This window comes from Hoeflea sp. 108 (assembly GCF_000372965.1).
GTDB lineage: Bacteria > Pseudomonadota > Alphaproteobacteria > Rhizobiales > Rhizobiaceae > Aminobacter.
Genome location: NZ_KB890026.1, coordinates 78,496 through 98,083 on the forward strand (window position 1 = coordinate 78,496; position 19,588 = coordinate 98,083).

Sequence of the window (19,588 nt, forward strand, 5' to 3'; positions counted from 1 at the left end):
GTGTCTGTCTCGAACCCATCGCAGAGCAGATGGTTCCAACAATCATTACAAGGCAAAAAGATCGGCATCTCGATCCTCGCGCCCTATGATGGACGAACAGACGATCTCGGCGGCAAGACGAGAGTATGTGATCCCGTTCCCTCCGTATCCCATGATCGCGAATACTCTTGGTCGACGTGGCACTGCTCCGATGTACGGCAGGCCAGTCTCGGTCGTCCCGAACGAACCCGTCCAAGCGAACTCTGGCGTTGCATCGAGTTGCGGCAAGAGTCGCTTCAATTTCCGCGACAGATTGCGAGATTTCGCAGCAATCAGGGAATCCCTCCTTTTCTCGTCGGTGAAGTCCTCATCCTCACCGCCGCAGATGACTCTCCCGTCCGGAAGAGCACGCAGGTAGAGATATGGATCCGAGGCTTCCCAGATCATGACTTCGTTTGGCCAGATAGAGCGCTTCTGCCGAGAAGTGGCTATCGCCCATGTTGAGATGATCCGGTGACCAGCCGGCCCTTGAATCCCCTTCATAAGTTCGTAGCCAGTCGCGACCACGGCATGGGATGCAGCTATCGTCGGGCCAGCTTTAGTTGAGACGACCACCTCGCCACCATTCGATACGATTCCGACAGCTTCGACCGGACTGTAAAGTCTTGCGCCGCGTCCATGCGCCCGGTTCAGCAGACCAGCAGTTAGTTTGCGAGGGTCAAGCGTCAGGGCTTCATGGCTTAAGATCGCTCCCTTTCTAACAAGCCCAAACTGCTCGTGAAGGTCAGCCATCGACAGGTAGGTCGAGTGCACGCCGCAATGGCAACGGGCGGCCACCTCCTCTCGAAGGTCATCTGGAGACAGAATGTCTCCAGCGAGATAAAGGGATTGTCGAAACTGCAGCCGACAATCCAGGCTGAGTTCCTTGATCCTCGCCTGCAGGTTCATCAATGCAGACCTTGACCTAATCCAGGCGCGCTGCGCGTTGTCTCGGCCTATGCGACGTGCCAATAGTGTCAGCGGCTGGTCGATCTCGTACATTACAAGTGCCGTCGTCGCAGCCGTAGATCCGGCGATCGGACCGCGGCGATCAATGCACGCAACTGCCAAGCCGCTGTCAGTCAGCGCATCAGCCGCCATTGCTCCACTGATGCCCATGCCGACGATCACTACATCGACCCTGATGTCGCTGTTCAGTTGGTCAGTGGAAATGGCAGGTAGGCGATAGGCCGACCAGACCGAGCGTCCCGTCCTTAGATCCAATTGGCGCGCCAAATGCGATGCCCCCGACAAACACGGCTGGTTGTAGGCAACGCCTCCATACCGTCATTGTTCCCCCGTCCTTGGCTGCAAGGATCATTACCCGCGCTGCTGGCGGCGCGCAGATGCTAGTTCATCTGGAGTCGGCGAGCGGTTCGAGTCGCGACTGCTGCAACTGCAACAGCGAGGCGAGCCGCCATTTTGCGCGCTCCAGAACTATGGTCAGTTCTCGATCGAGAGCGCCCTGCCGTCCCATTTTATGAGGAACACCTCGTTACGCGCCCTGGCTTCACTGTCTTCGCCGCCGACAACGAGCATGCCTCCGGGTACCGAGAACGAAGCGCCATAGCCGAGCCCCGTCGGCAGCTTGCCGACCTCCTGCCAAGCCTTGCCGTCGAAGGCGTAGATCTCGTCGCGCCAGCCCTTCTTGAGCCCTTCATGGGCGAACCACTTGCCCGCATCGGCGTTTGCCTGGGCGCCGACAAAATTGCCGCCGCCGGCGATGAGAACGATACCGTCGGCCTTGCCAGCGAAAGCGCCAGCAACGCCTTCCTGGCGGCTGTTGGCAACTGGCCTGGGTAGGTCGGCCAGCTTCTGCCATGAGGCAGAATGGCCATCGACCTTGACCTGCTTGACCTCGGGCGTACGCAAGCCGGGCTTGATCTCGCCGCTGATGACGGTGAAGGCATCGCCGCCTAGCGCCACCACGGCGGGGTCGCAGTTGGGCAGGAACGGGTTGTCGCCAAGGCTGCTCCAGCTGTTCGCCCCGGGATCGTAGGACAGCACCTTGGCGTTCCAGCGATAGTCCGTGGGCTTCATTCCCATGTAGCCGTCGACCAGCTTCTTGTAACCTTCCGGGTTTTTGTCCTTGTCGGTGGCGGCGACGTCGGCGAGATATCTGTCGAACAATTCCTTGTTGTAGCCGCCAACGATGGCGATGCGGCCGTCCTTCAGCGACAGCGCCCTGGCGCCCGACAGGCCGACCGGCGTTACCGTTTCGACCTTGGCCCAGACGTCGGCGGTCGTGTCATAGGAATAGACCGTGTCGAAGATGACAGGCGACTTTGCGTCCGCACTTGCCTTGCCGTTGCCGGAGAAGATGAAAACCCTGCCGCCCGAGACGGCCGCAGCCGCGCCATTGGTCGCCGGGCCGGCAAAAGCGGCGCGCTTGGCCCAGCCCGAGGCGGGATTGGTGAGATCAAGCGCGTAGAAGTCGGTGCCGGCAGAACCGAGGCCGACGTAAGCCGTATCGCCGACGCGCACGGCGACGCCGTTCTTGATGCCGACGGGCAGGTCCGGCCAGGCGTCAGCGGCCATGGCCGTCCCCGAGGACAGGAAAATTGCGGCAGCGGTCATGACCAGGACTTTCGACATAGGGTTTCGGGACATGCAGGCACTCCTCTCCATTGTGTTGCGTGCAGGGGTGACGGTGGTCGAGGCAGCGCGCGAGAGGGCACGGTCGGCGTCGAACGCACCGACTTCGGTAAATGAGTAGCGCACCGTCGCCGGCTGCAGGCGAGCTCGGCTTTCGACCCGATGAGGCCGAACGGTCAGACGGCATCCGGTTCGCAGAGCTGTGGACGACAGCACGATGGCCGGCACGCGGCGGCGAATGCGCTTCGGTCGTCCAGGCATGTGCGCTATCCCTCTGATGGAAATAAGCAACAAGTGGGCATTCTAATATCCCGTTGACAGATATCCTACAAGTGGGTAGGTACTCCATTCATAGCTGTTTTTCGGAACGCCCACAGGCAACCGGAGACGAAGATGAGCCTGAAATCGATCAAGCCCCTGAAGCGCGCGCCGCTTTTGCATGTGTCTGTGCAGGAAAGCCTGCGTGCCTATATCGACGACAACGGCCTCGCGGCCGGTGCGCCGCTGCCGCCGGAAGGCGAGCTCGCCAACCAGCTCGGCGTCAGTCGCAACTCGGTGCGCGAGGGCATCAAGGCGCTGGAATCGCTCGGTGTGGTGGAATCACGGCGCGGTATCGGCGTCTTCGTCAAGGCATTCTCATTCGAGCCTTTGCTCGAGAACCTGGCCTACGGGCTCGGTGACGCGCTGAAGCAGATCGAGGAGGTCATCACCATCCGCCGCACGCTCGAGGTCGGCCTCATCGACAGGACACTGGCGCTGATCGGCAAGCACGACATCGCCGAGCTGCGCGAGACGCTCGACAAGATGAAGGCGCTGGCCGAACGCGGCGAGAGCTTCCCCGAAGAGGACCGCCACTTCCACTATCTGTTGTTCCGCTGCCAGGACAACGAGGTGCTGTCGCGCCTGATCGAGGTGTTCTGGCTGGCCTTCTACAAGGCCTCCGACTTCGTCAACCTCGACAATGCCGACCCTGTCCAGACTTGGCGCGACCACGCGGCAATCGTCGACGCGGTCGAGGCCGGCGACCTCGCCGCCGCCCGGGACCGGCTCGACAACCATTATGCGGGCATCAATCGCGTGATCGCCGACAACAAGACAAATCAGTCAAACGGGAGGAGTACATGAACTACAGGACGATGATCTCGGCGCTTGCCTTGTCGGCGGCGCTCTTCGCAGGTGCTGCCACGACGGCCGCGCCGGCCTTTGCCCAGGGGGCAACCATCTCGGGCGGCTTCGATGTCGGCCCCGGCGGCTTCCAGGGCAACTTTAACCCGTTGGCCGCCACCGGCGGCTTCACCTGGCTCGTCACCTATTTCGAGCCACTGGTGATCTATGACGACAAGCTCGCCAACGTCATCGGCGCGCTGGCCGAACGCTATGAGGTCAGCGCCGACCAGAAGGCCTACACCTTCAAGCTCGTCGACACCAAATGGCACGACGGCAAGCCGTTTACCTCGAAGGACGTGAAGTTCACCATCGAGCTTGCCAAGAACGACAAGGCAGGCTCCGTGTTCGCCGCCCGCCTCGGAGCAATCGACGCCGTCGAGACCCCCGACGACCGCACCGTGATCGTCAAGCTAAGCACGGCCACGCCGAGCATGCTCGACACGCTGACCAAGCTGATGATGCTGCCTGAGCACGCGCTCGCTTCGATCCCGGCCGAACAGATCGCCAAGAATGCCTGGTGGTCGACCTCGCCTTTGGGCACAGGACCGTTCAAGTTTACCAAATATGTCGCCGACCAGTATGTCGAGCTCGCCGCCAATCCCGACTACCACGGCGGCAAGCCGGCGGCCGAAAAACTGATCAACCGCTATTTCGCCAATCCGGCGGCGGCCATCGCAGCGCTCCGCGCTGGCGAGATCCAGTTCACCTATGTCGATTCCAACGACGTTTCGACCTTCACCGGCGACAACGCCTTCACCGTCATCGAGGGCGACTCCTATGTCGTCAACTATGTCGGCTTCAACCAGGAAGTGCCTTTGTGGAAAGACCTCAAGGTCCGCCAGGCCTTCATGCATGCCATCAACCGCGACGCCATCATCCAGAGCCTCTATGGCGGCGCCGCAAAACCGGCCAACTGCGTCTATGTCGCCGACCGGCTGGTGCCCCAGGGTATCGACCCCTACGCCTATGATCCCGAAAAGGCCAAGCAGCTGCTCGCCGAGGCCGGCTGGGACAAGATCAACGGCGACAAGCCGATCACCATCCTGACCTATTACACCTCGCCGCTGGCCACCAACGTGCTGGCCGCCATGCAGGCGATGCTCGCCCAGGTCGGCATCAACATCGTGCCGCGCGCCGTCGACACGCCGACCTACAATTCGGTCGTCTACCAGCAGTCGGGCAATGCAGGCGACTTCCCGCTGATCTATGCCGGCCTGCAGAACGGGCCTGATGCCTCGAACATCAATATCGGCCTCAACGAAAAGCAGATCCCGCCGGCCGGCGCCAATCTGATGCGCATCCGCATGCCCGAGGTGACCGGCGCGCTCGACGCCGCCCTTGCCGAGACGGACGCCGCCAAGCGCGACGCCCGCTACCAGGACGTCTGCAAGGCGACCAACGCCAACCTGCCCTGGGGCACGATGTGGGTCGCCAACCGTTACGGCGTGGCCTCGAGCAAGCTCAAGGACTTCGTCTGGACTCCGGCGCCTGCCGGTGGCCCCTACCAGGCCCACCCGGAAAAGTGGTCGATCGCCGAATAGGCCAACTCCTCCCTCGGGGGGGGCGGCCATCCCAGTGGTCGTCCCCCAATTTTCTCCGGACGCCTGTTTCCTGCCGGACGCTTGTTTCCCCGGGGAAGCCGGCTTCTTGCTGGAGCCCGTTTGTTGCTGGATGCCCGTTTCTTGCTGGATACTTGCCGCCGCTGGCCTCGCTATCCGTTCGACAGAGAGCCCCAATGCTCCGCTATTGCCTCAATCGCCTGTTGATCGGGCTCGGCATGCTGCTCGCACTGACAGTGCTGATCTTCGTGCTGCTGCAGCTGACGCCGGGCGATCCGATTGACGCCTATATCGACCCCAACGTTGCCATGTCGAAGGAGGCGATGGACGCGCTTCGCGCCCAGCTCGGCCTCGACCGGCCGCTGCCGGTGCAATATCTCGCCTGGCTGTCGCAGGCCGTGCAGGGCAATCTCGGCCACTCGCTGCAGCGCTTCAACGAGACCGTTTCAGGCCTCATCGTCTCGCGCATCGGCCCGACGCTCCTGTTGATGGGGGCGGGCCTGGCGATCGCGATCATCATAGGCATCGCGTCCGGCATCGTCAGCGCCGTGCGCCGCAACTCCTTGTCCGACTACTCCTTTTCGGTGCTGGCGCTGCTCGGCATTTCGAGCCCGGCCTTCCTGACCGCCTTCCTCGGCCTGTACCTGTTTTCGGTCCGGCTGAAATGGGCGCCGTCCGGCGGCATGCTGACGCCGGCCAGCGATTTTTCGGTCGGCGACCTTCTGCACCACCTGATCCTGCCGGCCTGCGTTCTGTCCATCGGCCATGCCGCGTTGATCATGCGCTACATGCGCGCCTCGATGCTCGAGGTGCTGAACCAGGACTATGTCCGCACCGCCCGCGCCAAGGGCGTTAAGGAGTTCTGGGTGGTGACCAAACATGCGCTGCGCAATGCGCTTCTGCCCGTCGTCACGCTGATCGGCTCGACGATCGGCCTCGCCGTCGGCGGCGCGATCTTCATCGAGAGCGTGTTCAACTGGCCGGGCATGGGCCTGCTTTTGATCAGCGCTGTCGAGACCCGCGACTATCCCGTCATCATGGGGGCGACGCTGGTCATCGGCGCCTGCGTCATATCAGTCAACATCCTGACCGACCTTGCCTATGCCGTCATCGACCCGCGCATCGAGGTGGCCTGACATGAGTTTGCTGACCCTGTCCTCGACCGGCCCGATGGCCCGCGCCTACAACCGCTTCACCCAGAACCGGGCAGCACTTTTCGGCGTGGCACTGCTCTTGCCCATGCTGGTTGCCGTGCTCACCTATCCGCTGTGGCTGCCTTACAAGCCCAACGACATCGACCTCCTGGCGATGAATGGCGCCCCGTCCTTTAAGCATTGGTTCGGCAGCGATGGCGTCGGGCGCGATGTATTGGCCCGCACGCTCGAGGGCGGCCGCATCTCGCTGCTGGTGGCGGTCTCCTCGGTCGTCATGTCGACTGCGATCGGTTTCCTAGTCGGCGCCATCTCGGCCTTTGGCGGCCGCTGGGCCGATGCGCTTGCTATGCGCTCCGTCGACCTCGCAATGACACTGCCACCGGTCATCTTCCTGCTCGTGCTCGCCTCGATCGTCGGTTCGGGCATCTGGTCGACCGTCGTGGTCATCGCGCTGCTGTCCTGGCCGGTGCTGTCGCGCATGATCCGCGCCCGGCTTCTGGAGCTGCGCGAACGCGAGTTCGTCATGGCCTCGCGCGGCATGGGTGCTGGCCTCGGCCACCTGCTGTTCCGCCACGGCCTGCCCAATTCGATCGACATCCTCGTCGTCTACGCCACGCTGCAGGTCGCCAACGCCATCCTGCTCGAGGCCGGCCTGTCCTTCCTCGGCCTGGGCGTGCCACCACCCGCCGCAAGCTGGGGCAACATGCTGAACGCCGCGCGCTCGACGGCGGTGCTCGAACAATTCCCCTGGCAATGGCTGTTCCCGGGCGGGGCGCTGGTCCTTGTCGTGCTTGCCATCAACTTCATCGGCGACGGTCTGAGAGATGCTTTCGACCCCCGCGCCGAACTCAACTAACCCCTGGAAGAGAAGCTAAAAATGTCCAAGTTCTTCGGTGTCGTTCCTCCCGTCGTCACCCCGCTCAACGACGATTTTTCCGTCGACTACGCCTCCTATACGCGGGTCCTCGAATATCTCATCGACAATGGCTGCCACGGCCTGTTCCCGCTCGGATCGACAAGCGAAGTGGTGTTTTATGACGATGCCGAGCGTCGCAAGATCCTCGAACACACGGTCAAGGTCGCCAATGGCCGCGTGCCCGTGATCGCCGGTGTCATCGACCCGACAACCGACCGCGTCATCCGCCACGCCCGCACCGCAAAGGACGTCGGTGCCGACGCCGTCGTCGTCACAGCACCCTTTTACACCATCACCAACCAGACCGAGACGCTCGACCACTTCCGCATGATCCGCGACGCCGTCGACCTTCCGCTGATCGCCTACGACATCCCGGTCTGCGTCAACACCAAGCTCGCCCGCCAGACGGTGGTGACGCTAGCCAAGGAAGGCACGATCATCGGCCTCAAGGACTCCTCCGGCGACGATGGCAACTTCCGCTACGCGCTGAGCGATCTCGCCGGCAACAAGGACGTGTTCCTCATGACCGGTTCGGAAATTGTCGTCGACAACGCGTTGCAGATGGGCGCCCACGGCGTCGTTCCTGGCCTCGCCAATGTCGACCCAGCCGGCTACGTCCGTCTCTGGAACCACGCCGAGAAAGGCGACTGGGACGCCGCGCGCAAGGAGCAAGAGCGGCTCTGCCGGCTGTTCGAGATCGTCTGGGTCGCCGCCGGTCGCGTCAGCGGCGGTGCATCAGGCGTCGGCGGCTTCAAGACAGCGATGCGCAGCCTGGGCGTCATCTCGACCAACGTCATGGCCCGCCCGCGCGCTCCGCTCAACGACACCGAGGCGCGCAAGATCGACGAGATCCTGCGCTCGGTCGGCCTGCTCAACTGAGGTCGCCGATGAGCACCGAACCGATCCTCGAAATCAAGGGCCTGAGGACCGTTTTCCGGGTACGTGGGCGGGAGATCGCTGCCGTCAACGGCATCGACCTGGTCGTGCGTCCGGGCGAGACTGTGGCGCTTGTCGGGGAATCGGGTTCGGGCAAGTCGGTCACCAGCCTGTCGGTCATGCGGCTGCTCGCCCGCAAGATCGGCGCGATCGACGCGGGCCAGATGCTGTTCCGTGGCAAGGACGGCAAGGTCCGCGACCTTGCCATCCTTACAGAAGAAGAGATGCGGCGTATCCGCGGCAACGACATCGGCATGGTGTTCCAGGAGCCGATGACCAGCCTCAATCCCGTCTACACAGTGGGTGACCAGATATCGGAATCGCTGCGCGTCCATCGCGGCACGGGCAAGCACGAGGCGCTGGAAGCTGCCGTCGCCCTGCTCGACAAAGTCGGGATCCCCGATGCGCGCCGCCGCGCCGGCCAGTATCCGCACGAAATGTCTGGCGGCATGCGCCAGCGCGCCACCATCGCCATGGCGCTCGCCTGCGACCCGACGCTGCTGATCGCCGACGAGCCGACGACGGCGCTCGACGTCACCATCCAGGCGCAGATCCTCGAGCTGATGCAGGGACTGCAGCGCGAGCGCGGCATGGGTATGCTGTTCGTCACCCACAATCTCGGCGTCGTTGCCGAGATCGCACATCGCGTCGCGGTCATGTATGCCGGCCGCATCGTCGAATTCGGCCCGGTGGCCGAGGTCTTCCGCAAGCCGCGCCACCCCTACACGATTGGCCTGCTCAACTCGATGCCTCGGCTTGGTGCTGCCACCGCCATGAAACGCGCCGGCGAAAAGCTTAATGCCATTCCCGGCATGGTGCCGAGCCTCGCCAACATGCCATCCGGCTGCGCCTTCGCGCCGCGCTGCAGCTTCGCCGTCGACGCATGCCGCACCACCATTCCCGAACTCGCCAGCGTCGCAGCCGGCCACGGCAGCCGTTGCATCCGCTGGCAGGAGATCGCCCGATGACCCCAGCCCCGCTTCTTTCGGTCCGTGGCCTCGCAAAGCACTACCAGACGCGCGGTGCGACGCTGAAGATCCTAGAAAACATCTCTTTCGACGTCGCCAGGGGCGAGGTGGTCGGGCTGGTCGGCGAGTCCGGCAGCGGCAAGACCACGATCGGCCGCTCTGTACTTCGGCTGATCGATCCTACTTCCGGTGAGGTGACGTTCGACGGCACCGACATCACCAGGCTGTCGCATAGCGAGATGCGGCGCAGGCGGCCGCGCATGCAGTACATTTTCCAAGACCCATACGCCTCGCTGTCGCCGCGCATGACCATCGGCGAGATCCTGACCGAGGGGCTCGATATCCAAGGCATCGGCACCAAGGCAGAGCGTCTGGAGCGGGCGAACAAGGCGCTGGAGCAGGTCGAACTGCCGCCCGATGCCATCAACCGCTACGCCCACGAGTTCTCAGGCGGCCAACGTCAGCGCATCGGCATTGCCCGGGCGCTGACGCTTGCGCCTGAATTCATCGTCGCCGACGAACCCGTCTCGGCGCTCGACGTGTCAATCCAGGCGCAGGTGGTCAACCTGTTGCGCGACCTGCAGCAGCAGCTCGGGCTGACCATGCTGTTCATCTCCCACGACCTCGCTGTCGTCGAATACATCTGCGACCGAGTGATCGTGCTCTATCTCGGCCGCATCATGGAGATCGCCACCAGCGAGGATCTCTACGCCCGGCCGGAGCATCCCTACACACGTGCGCTGATGTCGGCGATTCCCTCGCCCGATCCCGACACCAGGAAAGAGCGCCAGATTCTCAAGGGCGATATCCCGAGCCCGGCCAATCCGCCCAGCGGCTGCGTCTTCCGCACCCGTTGCCCCAGTGCGGTCGATGCCTGCGCCGGCAGCGTCCCCGAACTTCGCGAGGTCAGGCCTGGACACTTCAAGGCCTGCATCCGCGACGACCTGTGAACGGCATATTCTCAGACCCTGATTTCCAGGAACTGCATCCACGTACCTTCGAGCAAATGGACCCGACATGAAAATAGCGTTCCTCGGCGTCAGCCACTGGCATGCGACGATGCATGGGGAGGCGGCGTTGGCGGCGGGCGCAGTATCGGCTTCTGCCTGGGATCCAACGCCTGGAGCAGCCGAGAGCTTCGTCGGTAAATTCGGTGGCGTCGTTGCCTCGAGCCTAGAAAAGGCGCTCCAAAACGTCGATCTCGCAGTGGTCATGGGACGGCCCTTCGAGATCGCTGAACGGGGGCTCGCGGCGATCGAATCGGGGCTGCCAGTGCTCGTAGAAAAGCCTGTCGGTATTTCAGCCGCCGCCTCCGATGTACTGATCGAGGCTACCGAGCGCAAAGGCACGTTCGCGGCCATGGCATTGCCGCACGGTATCGGCATGATGGCGGCGTTGCACGACCTGGACGTGAGCGGCCGGTTGGGGCCCATCTCGCACTCGCATTTCCGCCTCATCAACGGCCCGCCCCAGCGCTACGTCGATGACGATGTCTCATGGGTGCTGGAGCCCAATATTGGCGGCGGTGGAGCCCTGAGGAATCTCGGCATTCATGGGGTAAACGCCTTCCTGATGCTCTCAGGCGGGCAGAATATCGAGGTCATCAGCGCCTCCTTCGGAAGACCGATTCACGACACCGAAGTCGAGGACTATGCTGCTGTTGTGTTGCGCGCCGCAGACGGCATGTTGGGATTGATCGAAGCCGGCTATACCTTCGCCTCGATGAAGCGTGGCATCTTCGAATGGCGGGTGTCGTCCAGGAACGCCACACTCAGCGATTTCGGCGACAGGTTGACGCTGGCGACGCTCGATGATGAGCGGCAACTGGACCTGCCGGTCACGCCGACGGCCCGCCGCTATGACGACGTCATGACCGACACGCTTCGACGGCTTGCCGAAGGCCTGCCTCCGGCAGTGTCGCTCGCCGACAGCAGGCGCGCCATGGCCATCATCGACCAATGCTACGCACTACAAGGAGCCTCGACATGATCGGGATCGGCATCATCGGCGCTGGCCATTTCGGTACGGCACACGCCCGCGCCATGCATGAGATCAAGGGGGCGCGCCTCGTCGCCTCGTGCCGCAACGACGCGGCTGGTCTTGCAGACTTCACGACGGATTTCGGCGGCAAGGGTTATCTCGACTATCGCGAGCTGCTGGCCGATCCAGACGTGGACGCCGTAGTGGTGGCACTGCCACATCATCTGCACACCGACGTCGCCATCGCCTGTGCTGCGGCCGGCAAGCACATCATGATCGAAAAGCCGATGGCGCCAACGGTGGCCGAATGCCGGCAAATCATCGATGCGGCGAAGGCGGCCGACGTCGTGCTAATGCCGGGTCACACCATGCGCTTCACCTTGCCGTATCTCGCTGCGCGGCGGCTGATCGACGAGGGCGGTTTCGGAGAGATGCGTTACGGCTCGAGCCGCATGATCAAGCTCTGGATGGAGGGCAACCGCCGCAACTGGCACCTCGATCCGGCAACAGGTGGCGGCATGCTGTTCACGGCTGGCATCCATGCGCTCGACAGGCTGCTCGCCTTCGCCGGCCGCCGTGCTTCCCACGTGAGCGCCATCACGGCCACGTCTTTCCACGAGCAAAAGGCAGACGACGTGGCGCTGCTGTTGCTTCGGTTCGGTGAGGAAGCCGCTGGCCAGGTCGCCAGCATCGGCTACGCCGATGGTGCCTTCATCTCGGGCGACGAGCTGGTGTTCGACCGTGGCGTACTGGCGGTAGACTTCTTCAAGGGCGTGACGCTTGGACGAGGGTTGAAATGGCAGCCGGTCGACAACTCCATCGAACAGGATGTCGCAGGTCGTGCGCTCGTCCGTCAGTGGCAGGCTTTTCTCTCTGCAGTTCGCGATGGCACCAACCCGCCCGTCACCGCCGAGGACGGCATGCATGTCGTCGCTTGTATCGAAGCGGCCTTCAAGGCATCGCGCGAGCGTCGGGAAATGGTGGTGGTGGAGTAGCATCCTGCAAAGAGTGCAGGATGGCCAAACGGGGCAGACAAATGGCATTTATAGGCCAGCTCACATGACGCGGCCACGAATGCCTGAGGCTTGTGCGCAACAAGCAGTGTGGTGGGCAGGAACCCGAGTTCCCAACACCTGATAAACTGATGCTTGGCCGCGGCCGGGGAGACCGGAGCCCCTCCCCTGGTTCCGTTTTTCTGAATACGCGCGTGAGGCGCCCGTCTTCTCGCGCGCGTTTCGTTCTTTTCGCCGTGTCGCAGACAGTTATTGCTCGACCGGCTGCCTTGCCAAACATGGGCATGCAGCACGGGTTGCCTGTCAAATTGACCGTATCATTCCGCCATCTATCCTTATGAGCGAACCTGTCACATAGGACGCTTTTTCGCTGGCGAGAAACGCGACAACATCGGCAAATTCATCCGGCCTCCCGTATCTGCCGGCCGGAATGCTGGCCGCGGATTGGCGGGCCACCTCGTCGACGCTTGCCCCGGTCCTTTGGGCGGCGTTGGCGTCGAGGGAGGCGACACGCTCCGTAGCAATCCTGCCCGGCGCAACGACGTTCACGGTGACGCCGTGCTTCGCCACCTCGCCGGCCAGGGTTTTCGACCAACCGACGAGCGCTGCCCGTACGCCGTTGGAGATCGCCAGATTGGCAATGGGCTGTGCAACGCCGGACGACGCCACCGTGATGATACGCCCCCACTCGCGCTTCTTCATTGACTGTAACAACGCCTGGGTGAGATGAATGACGTTCGCAGCCATCGCTTCGAACTGGGCGACCCAATCGGCGCGCGGCGCCTCCTCGGCGCTGGCGGGCGCCGGCCCCCCGCTGTTGTTGACGACGATGTCGACGCCGCCGGCGGCATGGATTCGTTGCGCCAATGCATCCACCGAGGCAATGTCCGCAAGGTCCAAATGAACAGGTTCGATCAAGGCTCCAAATCCCCGAGGCAGGGCCTCCGTCCATTCGGCAATCCGCTCCACATTGCGCGCCGCTGCATAAACACGCACGCCTTCCATCGCGAGCGATCGTGCGATGGCTGCGCCCAGTCCGCGGCTCGCGCCAAGGACAAGGGCGCGCTTGCCGGATAATCCGAGGTCCATGTCAGCCGATCCTTTCGAGATAACTTGTCTGCCGCCCGATCAGGAAGGTGATGTCCTTGATATCGAGCGCGTTGAGCAGCTGTCGTGGTTTGCGCATGGTTGCAGAGGTGATTGCGCCACGTTGCGCCAGGACGTGCTTACGCACGGCGAGGCCTATGCCGGGCTGCTGCTCGTAGCGGGCCAGAGGCAGATAGGCATCGAAGATGTCGTGAGCTCGCGCGATATCGCCCCGGGCGTGTGCTGAGACGACATCTACCATCATCTCCGGATAGGCAAAGCCTGTCATTGCCCCGTCGGCGCCACGCGTCATCTCGTCCGGCAGGAACAAGCCACCATTGCCGACCAGAACCGAAACCCGCCTCAGGCCGTTCTCCGCCTCGCGTTTGCGCAGAGCGCTGATCTTGTTGAGACCAGGCCAATCCTCGTGCTTGACCATGACGCAGGTGGGAAGGGCCTCGATGATACGGGTCATGACCTGAACAGGGATCTGCACGCCGGTCACAAGCGGATAGTCCTGCAGCACGAATGGTATGGAGGACCCGAGCGTCTCGGCGACGGATTCGTAATAGCTGAAGATCTGATCGTCGGAACGCAGATGTCCTGGCGGGGCGACCATGACGCCGGCTGCGCCAAGAGACATAACGTCGTTGGCAAGCTCGGCGAGCGAGGCAAGCCCGCTGCTTGAGACACCGACGACAATAGGTGCGCGGCCCATCGTCGCCTCGATAGCCGTTTTGACAAAGCTCCGGGATTCCTCGGCCGTCAGCTTGGGCGCCTCGCCCATGATGCCCAGCAATGTAAGGCCGGTGCAGCCCTTGTCGATGTAGAAATCGACCATCGAGCGCGTGCTGTCGAGATCCACCGCCTCGCGGTCGGTGAATGGCGTGACGCAGATGGCGAACACGCCTCTGGCCTGTTCGTTCAAAGTACCCGACATGTCCCCTCCTCAACCGGCCATCACGTAGGCGGTCTTCACCGTGGTGTAGAATTCGGCCGCGTAGCGGCCTTGTTCGCGTGGGCCGTAGCTCGAGCCTTTCCGTCCCCCGAACGGGACGTGGAAATCGATGCCGGCGGTGGGCAGGTTGACCATGACGATGCCTGCCTCCGCATTGCGCCGGAAATGGCTGGCATGCTTGAGACTGGTGGTGCAGATGCCCGCCGACAGCCCGAACGCCGTGTCATTGGCGATCGCGAGCGCTTCCTCGTAATCCCTTGCCCGGATCACGCACGCAACCGGCCCGAATATCTCCTCGCGGGCGATCCGCATGGAATTATCCGCTTCCGTAAACAGCGCAGGGCGCATGTAGTGGCCGGGTTTGCCGGCATCGAGGAGCTCCCCCCCCTCCGCCAGCTTGGCGCCGTCGGTGCGGCCGATATCGACATATCCCAGGTTCTGTCGAAGCTGGTTGTCGTCGACGACGGGACCGATATGGCTTGCCGGATCCAGGGCGTCACCCACCGAGAGCGATCTCATGCGTGCGACCAGCGCCGCGACGAACCGGTCGTGGATGGCTTCGGTCACGATCAGGCGGGAGGATGCGGTGCAGCGCTGGCCCGTGGAGAAGAAGGCGCCATTGGCGGCGCATTCGACTGCAACCTCGAGATCGGCGTCGTCGAGCACGATAAGCGGGTTCTTACCGCCCATTTCAAGCTGCATCTTCTTGAACGAAGACACACAGGCAGCTGCGACTCGCGAGCCAGTCTGCACCGATCCGGTGAAGGTGACTGCTGCGACATCGGGGTTGGCGAGTATCGCCTCCCCCACCACCGATCCGCGGCCGTTGACGAGATTAAACACGCCTTTCGGGCAGCCGGCGCGTTTGATGATCGACGCAAGCGCATTGGCCGTAGCCGGCACGAGATCGGCCGGCTTCCAGACAACTGTATTGCCATAGGCAAGTGCGGCGGCGATCTTCCAGGACGGCAAGGCAATCGGGAAGTTCCATGGCGTGATGATGCCGATGACACCCACCGGTTCGCGCGTGATCTCAATATCGATAGCTGGGCGAACAGAGCCGAGTTTTTCGCCGGCAAGGCGCAGCACCTCCTGGGCGAAGAACAGGAATACCTGTCCGGCCCGCGCCGTCTCGCCGACGCCCTCGGCGAGCGTTTTTCCCTCCTCGCGTGAAAGCAGACGCCCGATCTCGTCCTTGCGAGCAAGGATCTCGTCGCCAATCTGCTTGAGCAGATCATGGCGCTGCTGAGGCCCCGAATGAGACCACCCGGCGAAGGCCTGTCGTGCGGAAGCGATCGCATGGTCGGCATCCTGGCGGCTCGCCCGCGCGCTGCGGCCAACGACGTCGCGCGTGTCGGAAGGATTGATGTCTTCGGCCAGTTCACCGCCGGTCGACCATTCGCCGTCGATTAAATTGCCGTAGATCGTCTGTGACCCGGAAAGGCTCATGGTTCGTCGTTCCTATGAAAGGCGATTGCGCAGATTGAGAACGTATGGGTGGTCGGCCGTGCTTTTGGGAGCCATCGAAACACCGCCTGGTGAGCCCCAGCCGGTGACCTGATCGCCGAAGAAGGCGGCGTTGACCTCCTCGAAAGGCTTGAGATCGTCAGGCAGGTCGACTTCGGCAAAGATCGCCTTGACCGGACAGACCGAGACGCAAAGCCCGCAGTTGATGCACTCCTCAGGCTGGATGTACATCATCGCCCCACCCTCATAGATGCAGTCAACGGGACAACTCACCTGGCAGGCGCCATCCTTGACGTCGATGCAGGCAGTGGTGACCACATAAGGCATCGTCCACCTACCTGCCCTGCCAGACAGGGGCGCGCTTCTCGCGGAAGGCCGTGACGCCTTCATGCTGGTCGCTGCTGCCGAGTGCCGTCATCAGGGCTGGCAGGCGCATGCCACTGGCGTCGTACGCGCCATATTGCTCGACCGCGCGGACCATCTCCTTGACCGCTTTGAGCGACAAGGGGGCGCAGGCAAGAATGCCTGATACCCAGCGGTCGACTGCGGCATCGAGCTGTGCGGGTTCGACGATCTCGTTGACGAGGCCGACGCGATGAGCCTCCGCTGCGTCGATACGCGCCCCGGTCAACAGCATACCCATGGCGATCGCCCTGGGTATGCGCTGCGACAGCTGGGTGATGCCGCCGGCGAGCGCCAGCCGCCCGAAGCGCGGCTCGGGAAGCCCGAAGGACGCCGTGTTCGAGGCAATCACGATATCGCAGCCGAGCACCATCTCGAATCCGCCGCCGAGCGCCAGGCCGTTAACACGTGCAATGACGGGAACATTGAGCGTGGTGCGCGTCGAGATACCGCCGAAGCCTCCGCCGAGCATCGATGCCCAGTAGTCGAGCCCCCGCTTCTCCGAGCCGCTCTTCATGTCGGCGCCGGCGCTGAAGGCGCGTTCGCCGCTTCCGGTGAGCACCACGCAACGCACGTCCGGATCGGCCTCGATCCGGCTCCAGATATGGGTCAGCGCGGCCTGGGTTTCGGCGTCGACCGCATTCATCACTTCGGGGCGGTCGATGGTGACGCGCGCCACATGGTCCTTCAATTCGTAGAGGACTGTCATCTTGTCATTTCACCTTCGAACCCGAAGCCAAGGGCCGCGGGCGCTGTTGCGTTGTGCGTTGGCGCGCATTAGGCGCGCTTTGCCGTGCGAAGTTCTTCAGCCGTATCAACTGGCTGCCGTGATCGCGTTTCCAGCTCGGCCAGGATTTCCTGGGTGTGTTCGCCAAGGCGCGGAGGGTCGTGACGCAGACGGAACGCGCCCTCCTGCATTCCAAGAGGCGAGCCGAAATAGCGTTCGCCGTTCTGGGTGGCCACGAGCCTGGCGTTGACCGAAGTCTGTGGATGATCGAGCGCTGCGCCAAGATCCAGGACAGGCGCGCAGAGAATATCCTGCTCGTCGAAGCGTCCGAGCCAATAGGCGGTCGTGTTGGTGGCTATGGTCGTGCGGAACAGGTGCTGCAGTTCCGGCTTGTGGGCGATCTGACCGTTGATGTCGGCGTATTTCGCCTCCTGCGACAGGTCGGCCACGCCGAGCGCCCTGCAGATGAGCTGCAGCGGATTTTCCTTGAAGGCACCGACGATGACGATGGCGCCGTCGGTCGTTGGAAAGACGCCGCTCAGTGGGCGGTCCCCCCAGTTGAGCTCGCGACCGTCCTTGAACCAGACGGCTACCTCCTGCATCTGCATCGCCAGCATGGAATCGAACATGGCCACCGCGACCTTCTGTCCAAGGCCCGTCTTCTGGCGCTGGAGAAGCGCCAGCATGATCGCCTGGGCGAGATGCATGCCTGCGGTGTAGTCGCAAAGGGCGGTGGCAAAGATGGCCGGTGGCGCATCGGCGTTTGGCTTTCGCGCCATCACGCCCGACAGCGCCTGAAGCAGAATGTCCTGCCCGCCCTTGTACGCGAGCGGGCCGGTGGCGCCGAAACCGGTGCCCGAGGCGCAGATGATGCGCGGATTGATTTCGGACAGGACGTCATAGCCGAAACCGAGACGTTCGATCACGCCTGCACGGAAATTGTCGACGACAATGTCGGCGGTCTTGACCAGATCGTAGATGATCTGGCGCCCTTCTTCACTTCGGACATCGACCTCCATCGAGCGTTTGTTGCGATTGACCGAACGGTAGACAGCGTTCTCGATACCGTCCGGATCCTCCTTGAACGAATGCCTGATGAGGTCGCCGAAGCCGGGCTTCTCGATCTTGATGACGTCGGCGCCATAATCCGCCAGCACCAGCGTGCCGCAGGGACCGAACATGACCTGGGTGAAGTCGATGATGCGCACGCCTTCCAACGGCTGGGGCATTTTCTGTTTGTCCATGTGCTTGCCTCCAGCTGTGATCAAAGCGCCATCTCGGCGGTCTGGGCCTCCGTCGGTGCGTCACCGGGGTCGGCGCCCTGGCTGCGCAGCAGGGCGCGAACCTTGGCGATGTCGACGTCGGCCACATCCACGCCGGCGTTCAGGGCGACGGCTGCAGCCACACCGACGGCCTCGCCCATGGCCATGCAAGGCGGGATCTCGCGGGAAATCTTCTGTGCGTCGGACGAGGACGAATAATGGCGCCCGGCGACGAGCAGGTTGTTGACGTCCTTCGGCAGGAACGAGCGATAGGGATAGTAGTAGTCGCGTCCGCGGGCGACGGTATCGTTGAAATACCGGCGCTCGAGCACGTCCTGCTTGGTGACCACATACTGGCCCTGCAGCAGGCGCGTCTGGCGCACGCCGAGCTGTGGCGCCACGTCGATGAAATAGGCGTTGGCGAAGCCGGGCAGATGGGCCTTGGCATAGTCCATCGCGTCATGCATGCGGCGACGGCCTTCGATGTCGGCCCTGGTCATATCGTCGACCTTCAGGCCGTCAAAGCCGGCCATATGTGGACAATTGCACCAGATCACGCCGGGCAACGGCGTCTTCAGCCACCACTTCTCCCAGCTGCCGCCGAGGATGCGCTTCACCTCCCGATCGATCTTCTGGAATTCCTCGGGCGCTTCATGTTCGAAGCGTTCGGCCTCGTCGGTGTCGATACCGCCAAGGCGGAACACCGTCGTGAGAATGAAGGCGCCGGCGGTGAAGGCGCTGCCCGCGGAGGCCGCGACGTCGAGATCGCCCGAGGCATCGATGATGATCGATCCCATGATGGCCTGGCGGCCTTCCTTGGTTTCGCAGATGACGCCGACCGCACGCCCGTCCTCGACGATGGTCTTCGAAAACCACGAGTGGGTGCGCAGATGCACGCCGGCATCCGTAACGATGTCGTTGGAGGCGCGCTTGAAGGCATCGGGGTCGAAGGCGGCCGCCGGGCAGATCTCCGGCGGCTTCTTCTTGGAATGCAGGTGGTAGACGCCCCAGCGGCCCCATTTGCGATAGAGCTCGGGGCTGGAGCCGTGCTCGGCCACCGGCGGAACGACGCAGAGACCCATCTTCTCCATGCGCTCGATGATCTCGGAGCAGATGCCCCGAACCGTCTGGTTCTTGCCGTCGGACATGTCGTCGAGGACGAGCACCATGCCGCCCGATGCCAGGCCGCCCAAGTAAGGGTAGCGTTCGAGCAGGATGACCTTGGCGCCGTTTCGCGAGGCGGCTACTGCGGCACTAATGCCAGCCGGCCCACCGCCGACAACCACGACGTCGGCATGTGCGACGACGCGGACATGGCCCTGATTTTCGACAATATGATCCCGTGCAATGGACATTGCATATTCCTCCAGATTCAGATTT

Annotated in this window: 18 protein-coding genes; 9 read left to right on the forward strand and 9 right to left on the reverse strand. The window is 63.0% G+C overall.

Features of this window, described 5'->3' with window-relative positions:
• Nucleotides 1-45 precede the first annotated feature (45 nt).
• On the reverse strand, nt 46-1,254 hold the full coding sequence (locus B015_RS0128360) for an FAD-dependent oxidoreductase (protein WP_018431155.1): 1,209 nt from the start codon (nt 1,252-1,254) through the stop codon (nt 46-48).
• Nucleotides 1,255-1,461: 207 nt separating this feature from the next.
• Nucleotides 1,462-2,628 (reverse strand): N-acetylneuraminate epimerase, encoded by a 1,167-nt coding sequence (locus B015_RS0128365; RefSeq protein WP_026227844.1) that lies wholly within the window; start codon nt 2,626-2,628, stop codon nt 1,462-1,464.
• A gap of 378 nt (nt 2,629-3,006) precedes the next feature.
• Here B015_RS0128365 and B015_RS0128370 point away from each other — a divergent pair, with 378 nt between their 5' ends.
• The 9 genes from B015_RS0128370 (at nt 3,007) to B015_RS0128410 (ending at nt 12,288) form a co-directional block, all read left to right on the forward strand.
• Nucleotides 3,007-3,738, forward strand: a complete 732-nt coding sequence (locus B015_RS0128370; protein ID WP_018431158.1) for a FadR/GntR family transcriptional regulator — start codon at nt 3,007-3,009, stop codon at nt 3,736-3,738.
• On the forward strand, nt 3,735-5,321 hold the full coding sequence (locus B015_RS0128375; RefSeq protein ID WP_018431159.1) for an ABC transporter substrate-binding protein: 1,587 nt from the start codon (nt 3,735-3,737) through the stop codon (nt 5,319-5,321). Before B015_RS0128370 ends, B015_RS0128375 begins: the two co-directional genes overlap by 4 nt.
• Before the next feature lie 194 nt (nt 5,322-5,515).
• Nucleotides 5,516-6,475, forward strand: a complete 960-nt coding sequence (locus B015_RS0128380) for an ABC transporter permease (RefSeq protein WP_018431160.1) — start codon at nt 5,516-5,518, stop codon at nt 6,473-6,475.
• A 1-nt stretch (nt 6,476) separates the two neighbouring features.
• Complete coding sequence (locus tag B015_RS0128385) at nt 6,477-7,349, forward strand: ABC transporter permease (protein WP_018431161.1); 873 nt, start codon at nt 6,477-6,479, stop codon at nt 7,347-7,349.
• Between the two features lie 21 nt (nt 7,350-7,370).
• Nucleotides 7,371-8,288, forward strand: coding sequence for a dihydrodipicolinate synthase family protein (locus B015_RS0128390; protein WP_018431162.1), 918 nt, complete (start codon nt 7,371-7,373; stop codon nt 8,286-8,288).
• Nucleotides 8,289-8,296: 8 nt separating this feature from the next.
• Nucleotides 8,297-9,313, forward strand: coding sequence for an ABC transporter ATP-binding protein (locus B015_RS0128395; protein WP_018431163.1), 1,017 nt, complete (start codon nt 8,297-8,299; stop codon nt 9,311-9,313).
• Nucleotides 9,310-10,263: an ABC transporter ATP-binding protein gene (locus tag B015_RS0128400; protein ID WP_018431164.1), complete on the forward strand. Its 954-nt coding sequence runs from the start codon at nt 9,310-9,312 to the stop codon at nt 10,261-10,263. The genes B015_RS0128395 and B015_RS0128400 overlap by 4 nt, the downstream gene beginning before the upstream one ends.
• A gap of 67 nt (nt 10,264-10,330) precedes the next feature.
• On the forward strand, nt 10,331-11,302 hold the full coding sequence (locus tag B015_RS0128405; protein ID WP_018431165.1) for a Gfo/Idh/MocA family oxidoreductase: 972 nt from the start codon (nt 10,331-10,333) through the stop codon (nt 11,300-11,302).
• Nucleotides 11,299-12,288, forward strand: a complete 990-nt coding sequence (locus tag B015_RS0128410) for a Gfo/Idh/MocA family oxidoreductase (RefSeq protein WP_018431166.1) — start codon at nt 11,299-11,301, stop codon at nt 12,286-12,288. The genes B015_RS0128405 and B015_RS0128410 overlap by 4 nt, the downstream gene beginning before the upstream one ends.
• 321 nt (nt 12,289-12,609) lie before the next feature.
• Here B015_RS0128410 and B015_RS0128415 read toward each other — a convergent pair whose 3' ends face one another.
• The 7 genes from B015_RS0128415 to B015_RS0128445 form a co-directional block, all read right to left on the reverse strand.
• Nucleotides 12,610-13,395: an SDR family oxidoreductase gene (locus B015_RS0128415; RefSeq protein WP_018431167.1), complete on the reverse strand. Its 786-nt coding sequence runs from the start codon at nt 13,393-13,395 to the stop codon at nt 12,610-12,612.
• Between the two features lies 1 nt (nt 13,396).
• On the reverse strand, nt 13,397-14,332 hold the full coding sequence (locus tag B015_RS0128420; protein ID WP_040457418.1) for a dihydrodipicolinate synthase family protein: 936 nt from the start codon (nt 14,330-14,332) through the stop codon (nt 13,397-13,399).
• Nucleotides 14,333-14,341: 9 nt separating this feature from the next.
• Complete coding sequence (locus B015_RS0128425; protein WP_018431169.1) at nt 14,342-15,799, reverse strand: aldehyde dehydrogenase family protein; 1,458 nt, start codon at nt 15,797-15,799, stop codon at nt 14,342-14,344.
• Between the two features lie 12 nt (nt 15,800-15,811).
• Nucleotides 15,812-16,144, reverse strand: coding sequence for a ferredoxin family protein (locus B015_RS0128430; protein ID WP_018431170.1), 333 nt, complete (start codon nt 16,142-16,144; stop codon nt 15,812-15,814).
• 7 nt (nt 16,145-16,151) lie between these two features.
• A complete protein-coding gene (locus tag B015_RS0128435; protein WP_018431171.1) occupies nt 16,152-16,928 on the reverse strand; it encodes an enoyl-CoA hydratase-related protein in 777 nt (258 codons plus the stop codon).
• Between the two features lie 68 nt (nt 16,929-16,996).
• Nucleotides 16,997-18,190, reverse strand: coding sequence for a CoA transferase (locus B015_RS0128440; protein ID WP_018431172.1), 1,194 nt, complete (start codon nt 18,188-18,190; stop codon nt 16,997-16,999).
• Nucleotides 18,191-18,210: 20 nt separating this feature from the next.
• A complete protein-coding gene (locus B015_RS0128445; protein WP_018431173.1) occupies nt 18,211-19,563 on the reverse strand; it encodes an FAD-dependent oxidoreductase in 1,353 nt (450 codons plus the stop codon).
• Nucleotides 19,564-19,588: the final 25 nt, after the last annotated feature.

Excerpts from the sequence above, each read along its gene's own strand:
- B015_RS0128365 (WP_026227844.1), bottom strand. The coding sequence starts at position 2,628 with ATGTCCCGAAACCCTATGTCGAAAGTCCTGGTCATGACCGCTGCCGCA.
- B015_RS0128370 (WP_018431158.1), top strand. The coding sequence starts at position 3,007 with ATGAGCCTGAAATCGATCAAGCCCCTGAAGCGCGCGCCGCTTTTGCAT.
- B015_RS0128375 (WP_018431159.1), top strand. The coding sequence starts at position 3,735 with ATGAACTACAGGACGATGATCTCGGCGCTTGCCTTGTCGGCGGCGCTC.
- B015_RS0128380 (WP_018431160.1), top strand. The coding sequence starts at position 5,516 with ATGCTCCGCTATTGCCTCAATCGCCTGTTGATCGGGCTCGGCATGCTG.
- B015_RS0128385 (WP_018431161.1), top strand. The coding sequence starts at position 6,477 with ATGAGTTTGCTGACCCTGTCCTCGACCGGCCCGATGGCCCGCGCCTAC.
- B015_RS0128390 (WP_018431162.1), top strand. The coding sequence starts at position 7,371 with ATGTCCAAGTTCTTCGGTGTCGTTCCTCCCGTCGTCACCCCGCTCAAC.
- B015_RS0128395 (WP_018431163.1), top strand. The coding sequence starts at position 8,297 with ATGAGCACCGAACCGATCCTCGAAATCAAGGGCCTGAGGACCGTTTTC.
- B015_RS0128400 (WP_018431164.1), top strand. The coding sequence starts at position 9,310 with ATGACCCCAGCCCCGCTTCTTTCGGTCCGTGGCCTCGCAAAGCACTAC.
- B015_RS0128405 (WP_018431165.1), top strand. The coding sequence starts at position 10,331 with ATGAAAATAGCGTTCCTCGGCGTCAGCCACTGGCATGCGACGATGCAT.
- B015_RS0128410 (WP_018431166.1), top strand. The coding sequence starts at position 11,299 with ATGATCGGGATCGGCATCATCGGCGCTGGCCATTTCGGTACGGCACAC.
- B015_RS0128415 (WP_018431167.1), bottom strand. The coding sequence starts at position 13,395 with ATGGACCTCGGATTATCCGGCAAGCGCGCCCTTGTCCTTGGCGCGAGC.
- B015_RS0128420 (WP_040457418.1), bottom strand. The coding sequence starts at position 14,332 with ATGTCGGGTACTTTGAACGAACAGGCCAGAGGCGTGTTCGCCATCTGC.
- B015_RS0128425 (WP_018431169.1), bottom strand. The coding sequence starts at position 15,799 with ATGAGCCTTTCCGGGTCACAGACGATCTACGGCAATTTAATCGACGGC.
- B015_RS0128430 (WP_018431170.1), bottom strand. The coding sequence starts at position 16,144 with ATGCCTTATGTGGTCACCACTGCCTGCATCGACGTCAAGGATGGCGCC.
- B015_RS0128435 (WP_018431171.1), bottom strand. The coding sequence starts at position 16,928 with ATGACAGTCCTCTACGAATTGAAGGACCATGTGGCGCGCGTCACCATC.
- B015_RS0128440 (WP_018431172.1), bottom strand. The coding sequence starts at position 18,190 with ATGGACAAACAGAAAATGCCCCAGCCGTTGGAAGGCGTGCGCATCATC.
- B015_RS0128445 (WP_018431173.1), bottom strand. The coding sequence starts at position 19,563 with ATGTCCATTGCACGGGATCATATTGTCGAAAATCAGGGCCATGTCCGC.